Annotated in this window: 12 protein-coding genes; 3 read left to right on the top strand and 9 right to left on the bottom strand. The window is 33.1% G+C overall.

Annotation, left to right across the window (positions count from 1 at the left end):
• Positions 1-105: 105 nt before the first annotated feature.
• The 3 genes from OLM54_RS02220 to OLM54_RS02210 all read left to right on the top strand — a co-directional run bounded on the left by OLM54_RS02220 (position 106) and on the right by OLM54_RS02210 (position 3,291).
• Positions 106-477: a DNA topoisomerase IV gene (locus OLM54_RS02220; protein ID WP_264536985.1), complete on the top strand. Its 372-nt coding sequence runs from the start codon at positions 106-108 to the stop codon at positions 475-477.
• Between the two features lie 265 nt (positions 478-742).
• Positions 743-2,662 (top strand): DUF294 nucleotidyltransferase-like domain-containing protein, encoded by a 1,920-nt coding sequence (locus tag OLM54_RS02215; RefSeq protein WP_264536984.1) that lies wholly within the window; start codon positions 743-745, stop codon positions 2,660-2,662.
• Between the two features lie 2 nt (positions 2,663-2,664).
• Entirely contained in the window at positions 2,665-3,291 is a 627-nt protein-coding gene (locus tag OLM54_RS02210; protein WP_264536983.1) for a PolC-type DNA polymerase III, read from the top strand.
• A 75-nt stretch (positions 3,292-3,366) separates the two neighbouring features.
• Here the strand turns inward: OLM54_RS02210 and OLM54_RS02205 are convergent, their stop codons facing one another.
• The 9 genes from OLM54_RS02205 to OLM54_RS02165 all read right to left on the bottom strand — a co-directional run bounded on the left by OLM54_RS02205 (position 3,367) and on the right by OLM54_RS02165 (position 20,166).
• The gene (locus OLM54_RS02205; RefSeq protein WP_264536982.1) at positions 3,367-3,708 is read right to left on the bottom strand and encodes a hypothetical protein; all 342 of its coding nucleotides are present in this window, start codon (positions 3,706-3,708) and stop codon (positions 3,367-3,369) included.
• A gap of 42 nt (positions 3,709-3,750) precedes the next feature.
• Positions 3,751-8,430 carry a hypothetical protein gene (locus OLM54_RS02200; protein WP_264536981.1) on the bottom strand — a complete coding sequence of 1,560 codons (4,680 nt, stop codon included), beginning with the start codon at positions 8,428-8,430 and terminating at the stop codon, positions 3,751-3,753.
• Between the two features lie 68 nt (positions 8,431-8,498).
• Entirely contained in the window at positions 8,499-10,205 is a 1,707-nt protein-coding gene (locus OLM54_RS02195; RefSeq protein ID WP_264536980.1) for a hypothetical protein, read from the bottom strand.
• A 15-nt stretch (positions 10,206-10,220) separates the two neighbouring features.
• Positions 10,221-11,564 (bottom strand): PKD domain-containing protein, encoded by a 1,344-nt coding sequence (locus OLM54_RS02190; protein ID WP_264536979.1) that lies wholly within the window; start codon positions 11,562-11,564, stop codon positions 10,221-10,223.
• Between the two features lie 57 nt (positions 11,565-11,621).
• A complete protein-coding gene (locus OLM54_RS02185; protein ID WP_264536978.1) occupies positions 11,622-12,662 on the bottom strand; it encodes a hypothetical protein in 1,041 nt (346 codons plus the stop codon).
• A 44-nt stretch (positions 12,663-12,706) separates the two neighbouring features.
• Complete coding sequence (locus OLM54_RS02180; RefSeq protein WP_264536977.1) at positions 12,707-13,534, bottom strand: hypothetical protein; 828 nt, start codon at positions 13,532-13,534, stop codon at positions 12,707-12,709.
• Between the two features lie 374 nt (positions 13,535-13,908).
• Positions 13,909-14,385: a hypothetical protein gene (locus OLM54_RS02175; protein ID WP_264536976.1), complete on the bottom strand. Its 477-nt coding sequence runs from the start codon at positions 14,383-14,385 to the stop codon at positions 13,909-13,911.
• A 188-nt stretch (positions 14,386-14,573) separates the two neighbouring features.
• Complete coding sequence (locus OLM54_RS02170; RefSeq protein WP_264536975.1) at positions 14,574-15,068, bottom strand: hypothetical protein; 495 nt, start codon at positions 15,066-15,068, stop codon at positions 14,574-14,576.
• Entirely contained in the window at positions 15,052-20,166 is a 5,115-nt protein-coding gene (locus OLM54_RS02165; protein WP_264536974.1) for a fibronectin type III domain-containing protein, read from the bottom strand. Before OLM54_RS02165 ends, OLM54_RS02170 begins: the two co-directional genes overlap by 17 nt.
• Positions 20,167-20,170 lie beyond the last annotated feature (4 nt).

The following is a 20,170-nucleotide window of genomic DNA, read 5'->3' as shown; positions in this document are numbered from 1 at the left end:
GTCACTAGCCCTGATTGCAATGTAAATCCTTTTTATTTTTTCTTTAAAAATAAAAAGATTGAAATGGAAAGCAGGAAACAGCTCCTAAAAAACATAAACTCAAAAATGAAAAAAACTATATTCCTTTTACCGCTAATTACTTTATTTTCATGTTATAACGCGGAACACAACTGCAAAGATTTTAAAACCGGAAAATTCAAGTTTGAGTTTGAAGTAAACGGCGTTAAAAAAACAACCCTTTTTGAGCGTAAAGACGATATTGAAATTGAAACTTTTGAAGGAAAAACAGATACATCGACAATTCGCTGGGTAAGCGATTGCGAATATGTTTTGCAGAAAAAACATCCGAAAAATATGGCAGAGGAAAAAGCAATCAGCATGAAGATTTTAACGACTTCTAAAGATTCGTATACGTTTGAATTTGGAATGGTTGGTTCTGAAGAAAAACAGCGAGGAAAAGTTTTTAAAGTTGATTAATTATAGAAAACTAAATATTTAAAGTCCCTGATTTGGGGCTTTTTTTATGAGTTGTGCCACGTAGATTTTGAGTTTTTTTAGCCACGTAGGTCGTTCCTCGGGATGACAGACAATGAGAATAAACTTTGCACCTTTGAATCTTTGTCACTTTGAACCTTTGTACCTATGAACCTTTGCCCCTTATATAACCCTTTCCAAAAATAATTAAAGGTGTTTCTTTTACATTTCTATTTTAAATAGTATTTTAGAACCTTAATCTAACCTAATGAAAAATACGATTTCGCATCGAGTTGCTGACTTTTTAAAGGATTATCCGCCTTTTAGTTTTTTGCATCAAAAAGATCTTGAAAAGCTATCTGAGCAAATTTCTATTGTTTACAAAGATAAAGATTCAGTTATTTTTGCTGAAAATGATAAAACGCACGACTCTTTTTATGTGGTTCATAAAGGCGCCATTGCGCTTAAAAAAAGTTCTAAAAACAATGTGTTAGACATGTGTGATGAAGGTGATATTTTTGGATTGCGTCCGCTTTTGGCACAGGAAAATTATATTATGGAAGCCGTTGCACATGAAGAAAGTATTTTATATGCGATTCCAATTGCTGTTTTTAAACCTTATGCGCTCGAAAACAGAACAGTTGGTAATTTCCTGATTGAAAGCTATGCTTCGAACACGCGAAATCCGTATTCAGATATTCACAAGGATAAATTGTACGGTGATGATTTGGTGCACGACAATTTGCATTCAAACAAAGATTCTTTCGATTTACAGCCTATCAAATATTCGAAGAAAATTGTGACCTGCAGTCCGTCGACAACAGCGAGAGATGTTGCCAAAATCATGAATAAGAAAAAGGTGGGAGCAATTTTAATTGTAGACGAAATGCTGCCTATTGGTATTATTACGGATAAGGATTTACGAAATAAAATTGTTACGGGTGATTTTTCGATCCTGACAACTGCTGAATCTATTATGACGAAACCGGTTATTACGTATCCTAAAAAAATGACGGTTACTGAGGCGCAAATGGCGATGATGAAAAGCAATATCAGCTATTTATGTCTTACTAAAGACGGAACGGTAAATACGAAAGCGGTTGGTATTTTATCGAAACATGATGTAATGGTGGCGCTTGGAAATAATCCTGCTGTTTTAATAAAAGCTTTGAAAAGGGCTAAAAAAGCAAAAGAAATTAAGCCTATCCGTGCCAGAATTATGAAATTGCTTCAGGGATATTTAGATCAAAATATTCCGATGACATTGATTTCTAAAATTATTACGGAGTTAAATGAGGCCTGCACCACTCGCGTAATTGAAATTTGTATCGAAAAAATGAGCAGTCCGCCGCCGGTTAAGTTTGCATGGTTAGCTCTTGGAAGCCAAGGAAGAAGCGAGCAAATGCTGCATACGGATCAGGATAATGCGATTGTATATGAAAATGTTTCGGATGTTTTTAGGGATGAAACTAAAGTCTATTTTTTAAAATTTGCCGCTCTTGTCAACAAAGGGCTTTTTGAAATTGGCTACGATTATTGTCCTGCCGAAATGATGGCTTCGAACACGAAATGGTGTTTGAGTCTTGATGAATGGAAAGGTCAGGTGAAACACTGGATTACAAATCCCGGGAAAAATGAGGTTTTACTTTCTTTTATTTTCTTCGATTATAGTGTTACTTATGGTGATACTGAACTTACGAATGAACTCTCAGAATCTATTTTTGAAAATATAAAAGCGAATCCTATTTTTTATGTTCATTTGGTAAGCGGCGCATTGCAAAGCCCTTCTCCAACAGGTTTTTTCAGGCAATTTCTGGTTGAACAAGATGGAGCAAACAAAGATAATTTTGACATTAAAAGACGTGCTTTAATGCCGCTGACGGATGCTGCACGTGTTTTAATTTTATCCCATTCTGTAAAAGGTATCAGCAATACGGCTGAACGTTTTGAAAAATTAGCCGAATTAGAGCCAAACAACAGGGAGTTATATTTGTCTTGTTCGTACTCGTTTAAAGCTTTATTGAAATTTAGAACGAAACAAGGACTTTTACATAATGATTCGGGGCAATTTATAGCTTTGGAATCTTTGTCCAAAATGGAAAAAATAAAACTTAAAAGGACTTTTAAAACGATCAAGGAACTTCAGGAATTAATTAGTGTAAGATTTAATGTTTCAAACGTTGTATAAATATGGGTTTATTTAATTTTTGGAAAAAAGAGGACAATTTATTCGATGAAAATATCAGTATTGAAGAAACAAGATTTGTCGTTTTAGATACTGAAACTACTGGTTTTGATTACGAGAATGACCGAATATTATGTATTGGCGCGCTTGTATTGCAAAATAATTGTATATCGGTTCAGGATAGTTTTGAAGTGTATGTTCAGCAGGATCATTATGACAAATCGACTGCTCAGATTCACGGTATTCTGAAAGATTTTGTTTTAAAACGTCCTAATGAATTTGAGGCTTTGCAACAGTTTTTAGCGTATTTGGGCGATTCTGTTATTATTGCACATCACACTATTTTTGATGTTACAATGATTAATAAAGCATTGATTAGAAACGGTTTACCTGAGTTACCAAACAAATCTTTGGACACGGCACATTTATATAAAAAGACTTTAATAAAATCGCATTTGTTTGAAAGAAAAGACCATTATACTCTTGATGATCTTGCTGATAAATTTGATATTTCAAAAAAAGACCGACATACTGCTTTAGGCGATGCTTATATTACGGCTATTGCATTTTTGAAAATAGTAAAAAAACTAAGAGAAAAAAAAGAAATAAATTTGAATCAGTTGTTTAAATAAAAAACCAGACTTATAAGTCTGGTTTTATTAAATTTCCTATTCTAAAAAGCAAAAAAATCTCTTTTTAAATTTTGATTATCTTCTTTTATTAGAAAAATCACTTTCTTTTGTATAGAGATAAATTTTATTTCCTTTTAAGCTTTTGTTGCTAAATTCTCCTAAAGAATCTGGTTTTCTATATATTTTTTTAACTGCGTAACTTTCCTTTTTCAACACTATTTTACATGGTGAATTTGATTTTATTTTCATGCAAAAATATCCCACGCTGTCTGTTTTAGTGGTTTTGCCGTTTATATCTATATGTACATTTTCAATTGGTTCTTCTGTATCATAATCATAGACGTAACCAAAAAACTCTTTTTTTGTACAACTGCAAAACAATAGCACAATAAAAATAAATTTAATCTTCGTGTTCATTTTATTCATCTCATTCTTAAATTTAGCTTATTCTCTTGTTGGCTATCTAAAATTGTTATTGTTTTTAAACTTATAGGTAAACTCATTCGATTGTTTGTCTCCCGGTAAATTGTATTTCATCACTATTTCATAATTTCCGTATTTCATAAATTGATAGTTACTATTTAAAAAGCGTTTCGCAATCGACTCTGAATTGGTTTCTCCATTTAGATAAGCATTTATAATCTGATTATTCAAATCAACCCAATCTTGTTTGTAAAGCAAAGGCATATTGTACTTAAACGGAAAATTTCCTTTTGTCCACGCTTGGTTTACATTATTTTCGATACTGGTCATATAGTAAGCATTAAGCGGAATTGCTTTTGCGGGAACAACGCCCAATTCGCTTACTTCTCTGTTTGTAATTGCAAAAACGCCATTTAACGGATATTCTCTATACAAATACGGAAATATATCTGTTGTATAATATTCGTCATTAAGTTTAGATTGGGCATTTATCAATGGTTTATTATCACTATAAGTCAATCCTTGTAATTCTGTCAAATCAAATGCTTCCTGACTGGAAACGGTATTGGTCAGATAAATAACATCTGAATACAAAACACCAAAATTGTAACTTTGGGTATTTATTGAATTCATTTTAGAAGAAAAAGTTTTATACTTGCTGGTATTAAACGAGTAGGTTAATCGCTCTATACTTCCTTCTGCTTTAGATAACGCATCTGCCTGATTTTCTTTTATCTGTATATCATTTCCATCATTATTAATGGTATTTGTTTTTGTTGTTGATGCTGTGTTTTTCGACGTGGTTTGTTTTAAATTACTCACTATTGAAAAATTATATTTCTTGTCCTGATCGATATTCGGCAAGTCATAATAAACTTCGTTTGCACTGGTATTATAATTAAATGCTGTAGCTTTAATATTTGAAGTTCCATCTTCATTTACATTAATACTGGTTTCCCAACTGCCATCTTCAAACAAATAATCCTGTCCGCGTTTAAGCTGAATATAGCCTTTTGGATATTCTTCTTCCAGGAAATACTTTTGGTCTACAACGGGATAAGAATATTTTACATTGGTTAATGGTATATAATTTGGCGCTCCTCCGGTTGTAAATAATCTTTCTTCATACTCTGTCGCTACTTTTCCATCGACTTTTATTGGCTGAAAAACACCGTTTATCATTTTTTGAAAACTAACTTCTACCTGAATTTTAAGTTCTTTGTTTGGAGGCAAAATATCTGTTGAAACAAAACTGACTCTGTCTTTCATTGAACCCCACTCAAAAACTCCCGGAATCTCTGTTGTTCCGTCAAAAACTTTAAACTTTTCCAGTATTACTTTATAGGTAACATCTCCTGTATCTTCAGGAATTATGAAAGCTTCATTTACTTTCATTGAAAAAGCGGCTTGTGGTACTGCAAAAACATCAATATCTGTCGAACTTTGTTTTGGTGTTACATCAGTAATAAGTTTAATTCCGCCTAATGGCGATGCATTTTCAAATTGACATTCTTCTCCAAGTTCAAATTTAAATCGGAATTTCCCTTTTATTAATCCGCCCAAAATATTCATATTTCCGCCGACATAACCACGCATCCAAACCGGATTCGGCAATTTTGCCTGTAACAAAACGGCAGCTCCTCCTGAAATAATGGGCACTTTAAATTTTAAGAAGGATAATTTAACTCTAATTCCTAATTCTCCCTGCAAATACGCATACGATTGTCCGTTTGCATACCAGCCGTTTATCCCCACCTGATCACCTGTATTCGAACATCTGGCTTCCTGATAATCTTTAAGCATAATATCGAATCCCATTCCTGCCTGAAAACGGGCATAAAATAGTAAGAAACTTAAATCGCCGGTATCAAAATCTAAGCTTGCACCAAAGGCTAAACCTCCTCCATTTGCTAATGAATTTTCATCGCGCATATAGTCTAATTCTTTGGCATCGACGCCTAAAATTTGTGCTACAACGGGCGGTGGCGGCGGACTTCCCGGAAGTAATGTTCCAGCCATAAAATAACTGGTTGTTTTTAGGTACATTCCTGCAACTCCTATTTTCACGCCGCATCTGTCATCCGGAGTACCTATATACATGTACCAGTCTTTTGGATCTTTATGAAAAACGGCCCAGCCTGCTCTTCCTCCATCTCCTATTCCCGAAAGGAAATTACCGGGTGTGTTAATATATACGTCCATTGTACCATGTAATGAATGATTTTGAAAATCAAATTCAATGGCAGAAGCTACATTAATTCCAACTTTGGCTGACAAATCTCCGGGAATAGCTTCTTTTGCAGCCGGAATATATTTACTGGCAAATGAACCGGAAAGATCACTTTCGGTTATTCCCATAAAACTTTTCTTTGAGGTAACATTTGACGCTACTTTTTGCATCAGTCCGCTCACGTTTTTAAGTCCCGGGATTTTCGCCATAACGCCTGCTTTTCCAAAAATAGCAAGTCTGTTGATTCCTCCATTTGAGTTAAAAGCAATTTCGAATCCGGCTTCACCGTCACAAACCGTTTCTGAACCCACATGAAAATAAATTAAAGCTTTTACTCCTAAATTTATTTTTTCATCCGGTGTATAACTCAATCCAGATGGGGAGAAATCTCCAATAGCAATATCCGAATTTCTGTGCATTTTATAATAGGCTCCGCCGCCAAAACCGCTAATCATAAACGGCGCCGGAGTTGGGGGCCATTTTACCGCAGCATCAAAATACCAATATCTAAAAGTAGTGCGCCCAAAAATAGCTTTTGCTTTTACATTGACAATATCTGCAACGTCAACCTCAAGATCTGCGTTAAATCCGTTACCGTATACAGGGTCTTTTTCCATTAAGATAAGACCTCCTTTAATCGTTAATCCACTAAATTGGCAATCTATATTTATGGCTGACAAATCAAGTCCATCGTACTTGCTTCGCTGCCTGTAACCATCATCATACATTTTGCCTTTTATCCCAATTCGGGCTGTTGCACCTGCGCCAATGCTTTCCATCAAATTAATTCCTAAATCAAAATCAATTCGCGAATCATTTCCATTAATGGCAACATTTATATTACCAATAGAAACGGGAAAATTACCAAACGCAACGGTGCCTTTGTAACCCATATTTCGAACAGAGATTATTGGCGAAACGGTTTGTAATTGCAGGTTTTCAAAAGAGATTCCTTTAAAATCAACGGTACGTTTTCCTTCTACATCTTTATCATCTGTGGCTCCTTTATTCGTTCCAAAAGAAACGGATCCGTTTAAATTGGCTTTGGGTAAAAACTTGCCATTAACCAGTTTTAATTCGACAGAACTATTTGGTAACAATAATGCTTTTGCTTTCCAGATATCAAAAGCTATAGAATCTTTTGTTACAACGACCAATTGCTGTTCCTGCATGGATATAAATCCATTATAAAACAAACCTGCTCTATTGGTTTCAGGCTGTTTTGGAGGTGTAGTTGCTGTTGCCGGATTATTTTCTGTAGTATTTGTTGTCGCTGTCGGAGTTTCTTTCTTTGTGGCTGCTTTACTTATTGGTAAAAGAATCTGACCGCTTAAATTTGCTTTTACAAAAGTATTGGCTGCAATAGTGACATCAATATGATCGAGGGAATATGCCCATGATTTTTCCTGACTTGTTATACCTCTGTCAAGCGGAAAAACATTATCTGCATAAAAAGTTCCTGATACGCCATATTTATCAATAATAAGGTTTTGAGCCCCTATATGAAGTCTTTCTTTACTTGATGCGGTATCTGTGGTTTGAAATTCTTTGGGAAGTCCTACATCAAAAGTTTGAATAAATATCCCTTTCCAAGCTTCCTGACTTGGCGTTAAAAGTCCGTTTTTGGCATAATATTCAGGAAAAACAACTGTGGGATCATTTTTTAAATCACTTAAATCTAAAACTGCATTGCTTACCAGAAACTGAAAATTGCCTTCAAAATCTTTTCCGTTTCTTTTGTCTTTCAAAACAAAAGGCTGCAGGCTTACATTCACCAAAATATCATTCCAATTGCCTGCCGTAAAACTAAATACTCCTCGTACTCTATTCGGAATCTGGGCTGTTTTGCCGTTATAATATGTTTTGGTTACGGTTGTTTTTGCTTCATCTACGGTTTTTGTCTGCGGATCAATTGGTAATATCAGGTTTCTGGAAAATTCTACTGCTCCTGAAATTTTCATTTCTTTAAAACCATCGCAGTCAATTTTTACATAGGTTAAATCGTTGACGTTTCCGGTTGCCATATCAAAACCTCCATACAATGATAACTGCCATTTATTATCGCTAAACGGAATATCAACATTTCCTAATAAGACTAATTTAGCTTCGCCGATAATTCCGCCCTGATGGGAAAGTTTTACATTATCTGCTCCAAAAAACAATTGCATTGGTTTGCCATCTGCCGTTTTTTGAGGAATATCAACTCTGCAAAATACGGTAAGAGTAGTATATTCTGATGAAAATACTGCTTTTGTTATTCCAATAGAATATTGAACATTATTTACCGTATTGCGAATTCCGACAGGCAATTCTACTAAATCCTGATTCGAAAATTTATCTACCCAACGATCCGAAGCTTCTATTTTTTGAATAGAACCCGAAGCCGCATTTAATTCTTTCGGCGGAGCAATATCCTGTCCGTAAGAATTAAATATGCAAAGCAATATAAATAATGCGGAGAAATGTATTTTGTAAAATTTCTTCATAATAAATAATCTATATTATTAATTGAAAACTAATCCTCAATCTTGTTTTATCTTAAAGTATTTTGTCGTTAAAAACTGTAGCCGTAATTAAAATTCAGCATAATATCATTGTTTGCCGGTCTGTTTGTTGAGCTTCTAAACATGGATATCATTCCTAATGCAAAATTGTGTTTTTGCAATACTGTATAACTGTTGTTCAGTTTTATCCCGAAAACGGAACTTGAACTTGCGTCGCTTTGGGTGTTATTGTATAAGAGTCCAAAATTGGCATTTAACTTTTCTTTCAATAGTTTTTTCGAAACACCAACGGAAGCGCCTAACGACGAATTATCAAATTGACCTACCTGATTATTGGTGTAGTTTAGTGAACTGTTGAATGCTGTTTTAATGCCCAGAAAATTTATGGTATGTGCCAGATTATAATTCTGTACGGTACTGGCTTGTCCTTTTCTTATAATCCCCCCTTGTTCATTGGCCTGACCTGCAATACTATAATTGAAATTCATGTTCTGGTTTTTCTTTTTGCCAAATGAATAGGTTAAATTAAGATTTGCATTTTGAGATAATTGTCTATAATCTAATGTATCTGCTGCTGCTACATTTGGATTATTTATTAACTCAAACTGATCGAGTTTTTTATTGGTATAGGTTGAGAAATTAGAATAGCTTCCTGTAAAATTAATCTGTTCCGTAATTTTATAATTCATATTCACAGAACCTACAACCCGTTTACTATCTTGTTTTTTATTTTGTGCCAAATCGTCTCTCTGATATCCTAAACTTGCCGAAACATTGATATTATCTCTATAAAAAGGTCTTGAAAATCGTAAAGCAATATTCTCAAGATCATTATTAAAATAAAGGGCTCCCAGGGTATTATAGTTGGGATCAATGCGTTCGTACGTTAATCCAATCCTGCTTTTTTGAATGGCATAGTCAAAATTTACATTGACAGCATTTAAATAACTGGTATTTTCTTTGGCCGAAAAAAGTCGGTCTCTGTAACTTCTTCCCGAGGTACTTTTTGCGCGGGTATCATCTGTTAAAACAGATAAGGCATATTCTACATTAAAATTTAAATTCTTTACCAAAGAGGTGCTGAAAAGAAAGCTGTTTACCCAGTTTTCTTTTGGCGTTACTCCTGTATTTTCGCCAACAAATGATAAGGAATTTTCATTGTCTTTGGCATAAAAACCAATCCAGCCTAGTTTATAACTTTCTTTTTCGAAACCTACTTTTGCTCCATATCCAAAACGCTCATAAACAGGAACTCCACCTAATGCTTCGTCCTCATTTACTGCTTTATACAATTGCCCGCCCATTAAACTAATTTTAAACGGACTTCTTGGTGTGAGCTCCAGACCAATTCCTTTAAAGGGAAATCCACTTAATGTATAAGGAGAAAAAGTCATGCTTACATTGCCTATATACGCCTTTACCCACTTATATTTAGGCATAATACATAATCTGTTGAAATCAAAAGGAGCCGTATATCCCAGATTATTTCCCTGATTGGTGATGCTGTAAAATATCGGAATATTAAAGCTAAAGGCGTTAATATTTAAATTCCCCGAAAGTAAATAGGTAAACGGTTCACGTGAATCCTGCATATTTGAATTGTAAAATATCATATTGGCATTTACGCCTCCTGTAACCTTAAAATTAGGTTTATAGAAATTCTCTAAATCAACATCCTGCGAATAACCATTTTTAGCTATCAAAAGTGTGAAAACAACGAGGAGTTTAAACCAATAATTTGTATTATATATATTCATTAATTGATTTTCCTTTTATTGTTTTTGTACTTTGATATCGCATAAAATATAAGAGCTGGTTCCATTTTTTACCATGTCCTTAATTTTTATTGCTCCTTTTCTTCCGTCTTGTGTTTTAAACAAAATGATTCTTGGGTAGGTAAAACCAAATTCCTGTGTTCCTGCCGCGCTATAATTTATGTTTAAAGATTTAATTGGTGTATCGTTTACCATAGCATCAAACTGTGCTTCTGTAAAATTTAAACCGCAGTTGCATAAATTTTGAGAGTTTACAAAAATGGTACTTTGCGCGTTTTCCAAGGCTAAAAACCCATAATTATTTACCTGATCCGGCGATATAAATTTATTATACGTAAAATTGCCGTTTAAACCCTGAAACACAATATCGATTAAACTACTGTTTTGGTCATTGATTTCGTTTGCTTTGTATACTTGTCTGGTTGTTGTTGAATACATTGCACCAATATTATTATTGTTATGTGCAGCGTTTATTCCAAACTTGATGTTGCTCAAAATACGCAAATTTGTGTCTGGCTGAACTGTAATATCTGTCTTAAAAATTTGACTTGTTTTGTCGTTAGAGGCTTCCAAAATAACTTCGTGAGTACCTACAGTCGTAAAAACAACTGTTGGATTTTCTTCTGTTGAAGTTGCCGGATTTCCTCCCTGAAATGTCCATTTATAATTTGTAGCACTAATTGATTTATTGGTAAAATGAATGGCTACAGGAGCTTCATAATCGTCATTTTCAAACTTTGGTTCATACGAAAACAATGATACTAAATAAGGCGCAACATTGATAGTCTGAATTTGCTTTTCTGATTCAAAACCATTAGAAACCGTAAGGGTTATGGTATGATCTCCCAGAGTTGTAAAAACAACATTTGGCGGCGTTTTTCCTGTAAAATCATGAGGTATTCCTTCCTGAAATTCCCACTTAAAAGTTAATCCTTCACCAAGTGTTTTATTGGTTAAAATTACCTCAACCGGAGAATAATTGCTTTTGATTATTTCATGTGTAAACTGAATATTAATTCCTTCTTTTATTATTACGGTTTTACTAATTTCTTTTGTTTCTCCGTCTACATTTGTGGCGTGAAGTTTTATGGTGTAAGTACCTTGTTTATCGTATAATACCTCGCCCGGATTTTTTAAAGTTGAAGTACTTGGACTACCGCCTTCAAATGTCCATTCGTAGGTATCTGCACCGGTAATTTTACTGTCTATTTTAACAATAACAGGGATAGACTCATCTTCGTTTACATAAGAAGTCGTAAAATCACCTTCTACGGCTATAGCAGTTTCCTGATAGCACGAAGAAATGACTATAAATAATAATAAGAGTAAAGTTTTTTTCATTCGTAATCTTTTTAAGCACTACACCTTTGTTAAGTTATAGTGCTTTTTTAAATCTTTTTATTTGCTTGCTGAATTAAACTTAGATTGAAAATCAGAAATTTTAATTAAATTGTAAGATGCCAATAGGTATAGATCATTATTTTTAATTTTCAATGATTCAGCATATCGAAGATCAACACTTAAATCTTTGTTTCCTGCTGCAAGTTTGATTTCTCCATCTTTAAAAAGGGATAATGTATTATCCTGAAGATTTAATTTATAAATTCCTTTGCCTTTAACTATCACATATAAACCATTGTTTGAATCAAATGCAATGTCACTATAATAACCATTTTCATTTGTGGTTGAAATTAAAGTTGATACTTTCCATTCATTATTGACGTACTCAAGTTTGCGAATATTAGAACTAACAAAAGTGGAAGCAGCTCCTGTATTCAAATTATCAATTAAATACAATACATTATTCTGAGAAATGATTTTAGTTACAGAACCAAATCCGGCATTTAAACCTGTTCCGTCTTTTATTTCATTTTTCTCTGAGCCAGCAACAAAAACGTCTGTATTTAATTCAGGCAGAAAACGTTTCATTTGTCGATTATTGTAATCAAACACAAAATAAGTATTGTCATTATTATCACAAATCGAAATAAGCCTAATTTTATTTGCCAAAGGAGAACTTATCGGTTTCATTGTGTAATACGGATTCAACTCTGAAAAATTATTTCCAAAACGAAATATTTTATCCGAATCTACATTGTTATTTCTTGCTATCAGCAAAATCTGACCATCTTTTGACGTAGATATTTTAGAGGAATTAAAATATACAAAATCAAGCGGTTTTAGTGTTGTGACTTTACCATCGACATCTATTTTTCTAAACGGATAAGAAACAATTTCAGCTGAAATTTGTCCTGTTACAAAAACATTATTATTTGCATCAACGACAAAATCATCTGCAAAATAAACATCTGAAATATAATCTGCCTTAATTTCTCCTTTATTTTCCTCTGGAGTTGCATCATTTCCTGAATCTGAACTACAGCCATTCAGGACTAAAAAAAGCTGAAACACTGCTACTAATAAAATTCTTTTTTTCATTGTTATTCTTTTTATATTCTGATTCAATTAATTATTTTTTTTCTCTAATATTGACTTCCCAAAGTATAACCATTGGCAACCAGTGTGCGTACAATATTCATGGCTGTGATATCTTTACTCATTTTATAGCCTATTGGATTGCCTCTATTATCAAAAGTTGCTTGTAGAACTTTATAATCATAGGTAATAAGTTCCTGACTCAAAAATTTCTCATAACCGCTAAAAGTTCCCTGATGCGCAAACCAGGTTGCTATTAGTTTATTGTCTAAGTCTCCAACTTCATATTTTAACTCTCCATTTGTGGCGGGAGATGTCATTTTGATATAACCAATTACTTTATCATTCGGGTCCGGATTTTTTGCTTTTATACTATAAATAACACCATTGTCATCAATTGTTAATTGATAAGAATCTGCCAAACTATTCGCATTATTTATATCATTTTGAATTCCAAAACGTTTTGCAGCAATTCCGGTTGATTCCGCATTAATGAAACTTTCTATTGTTTCAGTATTTAAACCGTCGGCACTTATATATTTTCTATCTAATAATTCATAAATAATACTTCGATCATAATTAAAGGCACTAAATTTTCTACTCTTAAATTCTATTTCATTCGTTTTTCCTGTGGTTTCATTTTTAAGTTCTATCCACGGAAGTGTTAACGAAGGTGCATTAGGAACATTTTTTAACTCTGCGGTAACAGAAAAGCTTTTATCTAAACTATAAATTTTAAAAACCGGTTTTTTGCCTTCGATATAACCAATCGTTTTTTCATCCAGCTTAATCTCCCCTTTCTCAATCTTAATTTTTTGGGCAAAACCGCAAATGCTTATTAGCACAATTATTACGGTTAAAATATTTTTTTTCATACTATTATTTACTTGGCGTTTATTTTTTTCGGAAGTTGTTTACTTCCTTAATGATGATTTTAATGCTTGCTATTTTCTTTATTTTATACTTAAAATGATTAATATTAACCGCACTAAGTTAAAACATAAAATAAGATAAATACTACTTTTTATAAATAATTTTATCTGCTTTTATTCTATTGAAATTATTAAAATTCCATCTCATGACATCTAATTTTTTTTTAAAATACATTAAAAAATTCTCAACTGCCAAGAACATTATTGCACTATTTTTTGATGTGGTTCCAATATTTCTAAGATATTTTCATAATGAATAACCTCTCCATTAATAATTTTCATTGGTTTTCATTTTATAATATTTCTATAAAGTCAATCTATACTTTTATTGTACTATTCAATAATTTTTCCATTACTGGTCTTTGTGTAAGTATTAGTGTATCATGCTTATTATAATCTTTTTTTTCGCCATAATATTTAAGTCTATTGAATAGTTCTGGTTTACCATTAGGAAACTCTAACAGACAAAGCCCTGTATACCCGCCAGGTAAATAATCAATTTGATGGCGAGGATTAACATTCACATATCTTAAAATAACATTACATTCTTTAAATTCATTAGTGTTTTTCCTAGGGAAAATAATATCAAATTTGGTATTAGTCTTAATTTCCAAATATCCATTACCCACTACAGTAGTTGCAAATACATAAAGTTGGTTTGTATTATCTGGTACACTTAAATTACCTTTTTGTATATCAGTTTCTTTGGGTAAATCCAGTATTAGTAAAGATGGATAATTTTTTAATTCATCTTTACTATTTAAGTCGATAAAAAATTCGTCAATAAAAGTCATATTTTATTATTTCATATTAAATTTCAGATCTTTTATCAATTTCATTTAATATTCTAACTGCATTTTTGAAAAAACTTTCATAATCAATTATGTATTGAACACTTTAATAGTACTCGTAATCTTTTGATAAATAATTCACTGACGAGACGCTTGCGCCAGTAAGGATTTTTTTTCTAATAATTTATTTCCTATACATATTTTAAACTTATGCTTCCTACTAATTCTGCACTTCTACCCATTGATATTTCTAATTTTACTCTATCGTTAACTACATATTCTAGAGCTTCTCGTGGCAAAAATCTATCAATTACTTTGCTTGGAGGTCTTTTAACTTTTATATCTGGAAAATATTTTTCTATATCATTAGATAAAAAAGGAACTTCTAATTTTTTATCGAATATAATTATGTCTCCTTTATAATAGGGACTACTTTGAAATTGATAAGGATAAACAGAAATATCAGTAACTACATCGTCAAAAGAAGAAATTACAATATTTAAATATTCCGAAAATGTTATATATTTTCTTCTTTCATTGTAATCCGCTTGCTCAATAGAATATTTGAGAGAACTAAATTGCTTCAACCAATCAATTATATTAATTCCAATTGTAATTGGTACATCTTCCAAATAAACTTTATCATCTTTAAAAGCTACCCAATTAATACTATTTAATTTTTTCATAAGATTTTGTTACATCATTAAATTTATAATTGTATTTGGTCTTTAAAGGTTCAATAAATGTTCCGTCAGGTTTTTTCCAACCTATTGTAATTACTTCTATTTCTCTTTGATAAAAACCACTTCCACTGAACAAAGTCTGTGGTTCTGTAAGTAATCTAATATCGTCTCCTCTAGAAAAAGCCTCTTCTAAAAATGGTAAATTATATCTATTCCAAAAAATTTCATTAGCTTCTGTAATAATTTGGGATTTAGTTGGGCTACCAATTCCTTTACTTTTTAATATATCAGATGCTTCAATTTCTAATTTTGAATAAGTGATATCATCAACATCTAAGATATTGATTCCTCCTTTATTTATTTTTCCTCGACCAAACGCACCTTCAGGTAAATCATATTTTATCCATTTAGATCCAGGTCCATCTAATAAATCATCAAACTTCGCAATACAAGTGGTGGTTATATCAGAATTTGTAATAATATCTTTCCCCCAGCCATTATATTTAAAACGAATACTATTTTGAGATATTTCAGCTAAAACATCTGTTCCACTTTTCGTATACACTTTAACAATATCTCCTACAATTTCCGTTTTATATCCTACTTTTAAAATTGCTTGATAAAATTCTGGAATATTACCTTTTGCTTCTGCAATTATGCCTAGAGTGGTAGTATTTATTGCTCCTTTTAATCCTTTCCAAACATTCATCAACCCACCGTTGAAATCAAAAGATTTCATTTTTGAATAAAATGCTTTTGTGCTGCGTACTAAATTTACTTTTCTCAAGTTGTTAGCTAAACTATATACGTTTGCAACACCATCTGCAATCATTACTGAGTTATAGAAAACATCCCAGGCATCATAATACGATTCATACTTTTCTTTAAATGCAGAATCTTGATTTAGTTTTAATCTATCATTTTTGATTAATTCGTCGCCTACAGCAACAACTCCACCTGCATAAGTTAGATATGCTAAATAAGAAGTTCCTCCGGTAAATGTTGCCGTAATTACTGCTGCTCCCATCGCAACTCCGTTACCTAATGAACGAATACTTTGATTTGTATCATCGTCTATGATAGCTTGTTGATATGCTGCTGCCATAAAAGCTGGTACCGTATATTCAACTCCTTTCTCAATACCTAAATTTAGATAGTTTCGAGAAGCTATCATAATTACAGGTTCAAATGGGTTTACATTTAGTTCATACCTTTCGTAAATATCTTTTGGTTCATTTCCTGGCGAACTTATATAAAGTCCATCTACCACTTTACGCAGGCTATGCTGGAAACTTATTAAATTGCTATCATAAATCTTTACAGAACTACTTCCTAAAATTTGAGGTTTGTATTTTATATTTTCTATAATATCTATAAAATCAAAAGGTCCGCTACCATCATCGACAGTCCCTAAATAAACAGGATTAATACTCGCAACCGGATAATCAAAGCTACTAAATCCATCAGGTCCAATATCTACTGTTGTAGCCATAGTAGGCTTAACTCCAAGATCTTTATAATATTTAGAAACCCAAGCAGAAAGACCTCTAAATAACGGTACAATTTCTGTCATTGTTGCATCGTTATTAGTAAGTGAACCCCCTGTACTTTTTTCAAATATATTTTTTATCCATTGAGAATTATTCTTCATAAAACCATCTTTCAATAGTTTTAATCTATCTTTTTCCGGAGTTGTAAGAATCAAATTATCCAAAAAGAAATTATCCCCTACAGAAAGGAACGTTTTACTAAACTCCCAATCAGCATCGTCTTTTGCCTTATTAATTAAATTATCAAGAATGACAATCCTTTGCTGAATGTCTATGTTTTCAAAAAGACAATCTTTATAAACTTGTTCTAAAGCTTTATTAGTTTGCTCTGAGGTGAAACTTGAAGTTATACCATTAATGTCACTTAATTCGAATTTCAATAATTCTCTAATATTATCTGCGGTACAATTTAAAGGTGCTTTTGACCCCGCAATAGCCCATCCTTTTTCTTTAGGATCTTCTGTTGAATTAGAATTAAAATCTACACAATTTAAAACTTTAGCATTGATTTGATTTTTTTTAATAATAGAAAGCAATCCATTAGCTGTTTGATATTCACTAGCAATTTCACTAAATTTAAGATCTATTGCACCAGCAGGACAATCTGAATAATTATAAAATAACCTTATTAAAGATCCACTTTTGGGTGTAACACTAACTGGATTTATTACTTCTTTAGTATTTTTCTCCTTATATAGTTTTTCTTGATTATTCCAATAATAATATTTAATATTTTTAAATTCTTTACTTTGTTTGTCGTAATCATAAGTTGCAAATCCAGGACAAGTTCCCGAAGGAATTTCAATATTAGTTTTATCAGAAACTAAAATATTTGATTCAGTAATATTAACAATTCTATAATCCGGAGTTACTACGTAATTCGCAAACTCCCCACTCGCCTGACTCTGAAACGCATACAATTTAAACAACGGATCATTAATCTGTTTCCAGTCCTGATGATTTAAAACATTTCCTGTACTACTATTATCCATTAATAAATCAGTACTTGATTCCGGAGTTTTATAGAGTTCGAAAGGATGTTCTAATTTAAAAATTCCATGACCTAATTCGTGCGCAGGAGTTTTTGCTAAACCTGATTTAAATACATATCCAAACTGCCCGTTTAGTCGCATGTATCCCTGTTGTCCGGTACTTGAAACTTTATCTGTTACAAAAAGTACGTAGCTGGATTCCGTAGTTTGATACAGACTATTTATACTTTGCTGCTCTGTACTGTAAGTTGACGTTAACGTATTTTTTTCTGTCTGAATTGTATTTCCTGAAATTACTTTGCTGATATCTAAAATAGGCTGCTTGGTGAAATTCACTTTCACCCCTGCTTTATTGTAAATTGCCTGAGTATTTGCAATAACTTCTTCAAGTTTGTTTTGCGATGTAGCGTCTGTGGGTACCAGCGCCACATTTACTTCTTTAGCAGAAATATGAACCAGCATAAAAGTACCAATCACTTTCCATTTATCGCCTTGTTGTATGGTAGCCAATATTTGCTCTTCGGCATAAGTCTGGTTTCCTTTTACAGTAAGCACGAATGTTTTATCATTTCGGGTAGAGGGTACATTTGCTCCATTTTGGGTTTTAAAAACAATCTTTTCGGGTTTTACAATCGTATCGGTAATCGTTACTGTTGCTACAACTGTATCTGTATCCCCATTTAAAACTGCTTTATAGGGCAATGCAGCATCACCTACTTTTTTATATAATTTTTGAAGTGTGGCTGTTGCGTTACTTGGCATTACATCAAAAGCATATTTGCTTCCGTTTCCTGAAAAGACAATCGTAGCTCCTTTGGCAGTAAAAGCCGTCGCCTGACCGCTTTTATCAACGCCATCGGTATTTTCGGGTGTTGGTTTTCCTCCCGGAGCAGGCGCAGCTCCTTCGTTACTTCCGTTTCCTTTGCTGTCTACCGTATATACTTTTCCGCTGCTATCGGTAATTACAGTATCTTTTCCGCCGGGAATTGTTACCTGTTCACCATTTTTACCATTTACAACAATATCGCCATTGGCATTGACAACAATATTTTTTATGTCAAACGGAACCTTTTCTTCGATTTGTCCACCCTGTCCTTCTCCAGTAAAGTCTTCCGTATCGATAACATTTTTCCAGTCCGGATTGTAACTTGTTTCTACTACACCGCTAATCAACTGATAATCTGTATTAATTATGATATTGTTGAATTCAACGGCAATTTTAGTATCAGCCAAATAAGGCACAATGATATAACCTCTTCCTGAATACGGACTATGCTGTTCCTGCAATTCTAAAACCGTAACCGGAAAATCTCCTGCCGTAAAAGTTTCGCTTTGAATTAAATTCGTAAGCGGTTTTTGATTCTGAATATTGATTTTTGGAATAATTCCGCAATTATAAGCCGAAACCCCACCAGATTCAATAGGTGTCGTAAAAGTACTGATTCCTGAATAAGTAAAGGACTGAACGCCATCTGTTACTGGATCACAGCTTGAACCAACTCTAAATTGGTACGTTACACCAGGTTCTAAATTGGTGATTAAACTTTGTGTATTTAAACTATTTGTCGAGAACCATTGTGCATTAGGCACATTCTGCTTTTTATATTGTACCTGATAACGTGTGTGTTCCGGTAATCCCTGCCAGCTTATTTTTACACTTTTATTTCCTTGGGCTTCACTTAACAGAAAAGTTGGTGCAGCGCAGGAACCTGTATATTTAAAGGAATATATTTCGCTATACCCATCATTTTTAAAGACTGCATTTTCTGAAAGTCCCGTTGTCGAAATTGCCCTTATACGCCATGCATAACGCATACCAGGCGTTAAAATTGGCATATTTAAATTATACAACAGCGCTGTTCCAAATAACGTTTCCTCATATAAAATGGGAGACATCTGAAATGCAAATTGCGGATCTAAGCTTGGATCTATAAGCTGTTTTAATTCGAACTTATACGAAATATTGGTTGCGTTTATCTGGCGTGGCGTCCAGGTAAACATAATATTCGGGAATTCGCTTGCCGCTATCTGTTCATTTTTCTGTGGTGTATTTAATAAAGGCGGATCGTTTAAAATCAGGTATAAACTTGCACAGCTTTTTTGTGATATTCTTTGATTGGTAACAAAATCATACATCTCAAAACAAAAACTGTACATGCCTTCCGGTAATCCGTTGGCATATTGTGCTGCTGTAATTCCCTGCAGGTTTTCGAGTCTGAATAAAGCTGCAATATCAGTATTGGTAAGCGTTTGCAATTCTCCTCCGTTGATGAAAATCGGACGCTGTCCTGCCATATAATCACTGCTTTGAATATTGAGTCCGTTACCTTGAATGTATAACTTTAAACGTACTTGTCGCTGCGATATCGAAATGTCAGTAGGATTTATAAGCAACTGCATTTTAGTATCTATACTTGTAGCATAATCAGCTATTTTGACGCTGTACGGACTATTAAAAACAGGTGTTAACTGAACGGGAAATAATTGGGCATATACGCCTGCCGTTCCCGAAAAAGTTACTATAATAAAAAGTATGATATGTTTGAAAAAGTTCTTCATTTCC

Origin of the sequence: Flavobacterium sp. N1736 (assembly GCF_025947065.1) — a bacterium.
In the GTDB taxonomy this organism is placed as follows: Bacteria; Bacteroidota; Bacteroidia; order Flavobacteriales; family Flavobacteriaceae; genus Flavobacterium.
This window is presented reverse-complemented; position numbering and strand designations above follow the sequence as displayed.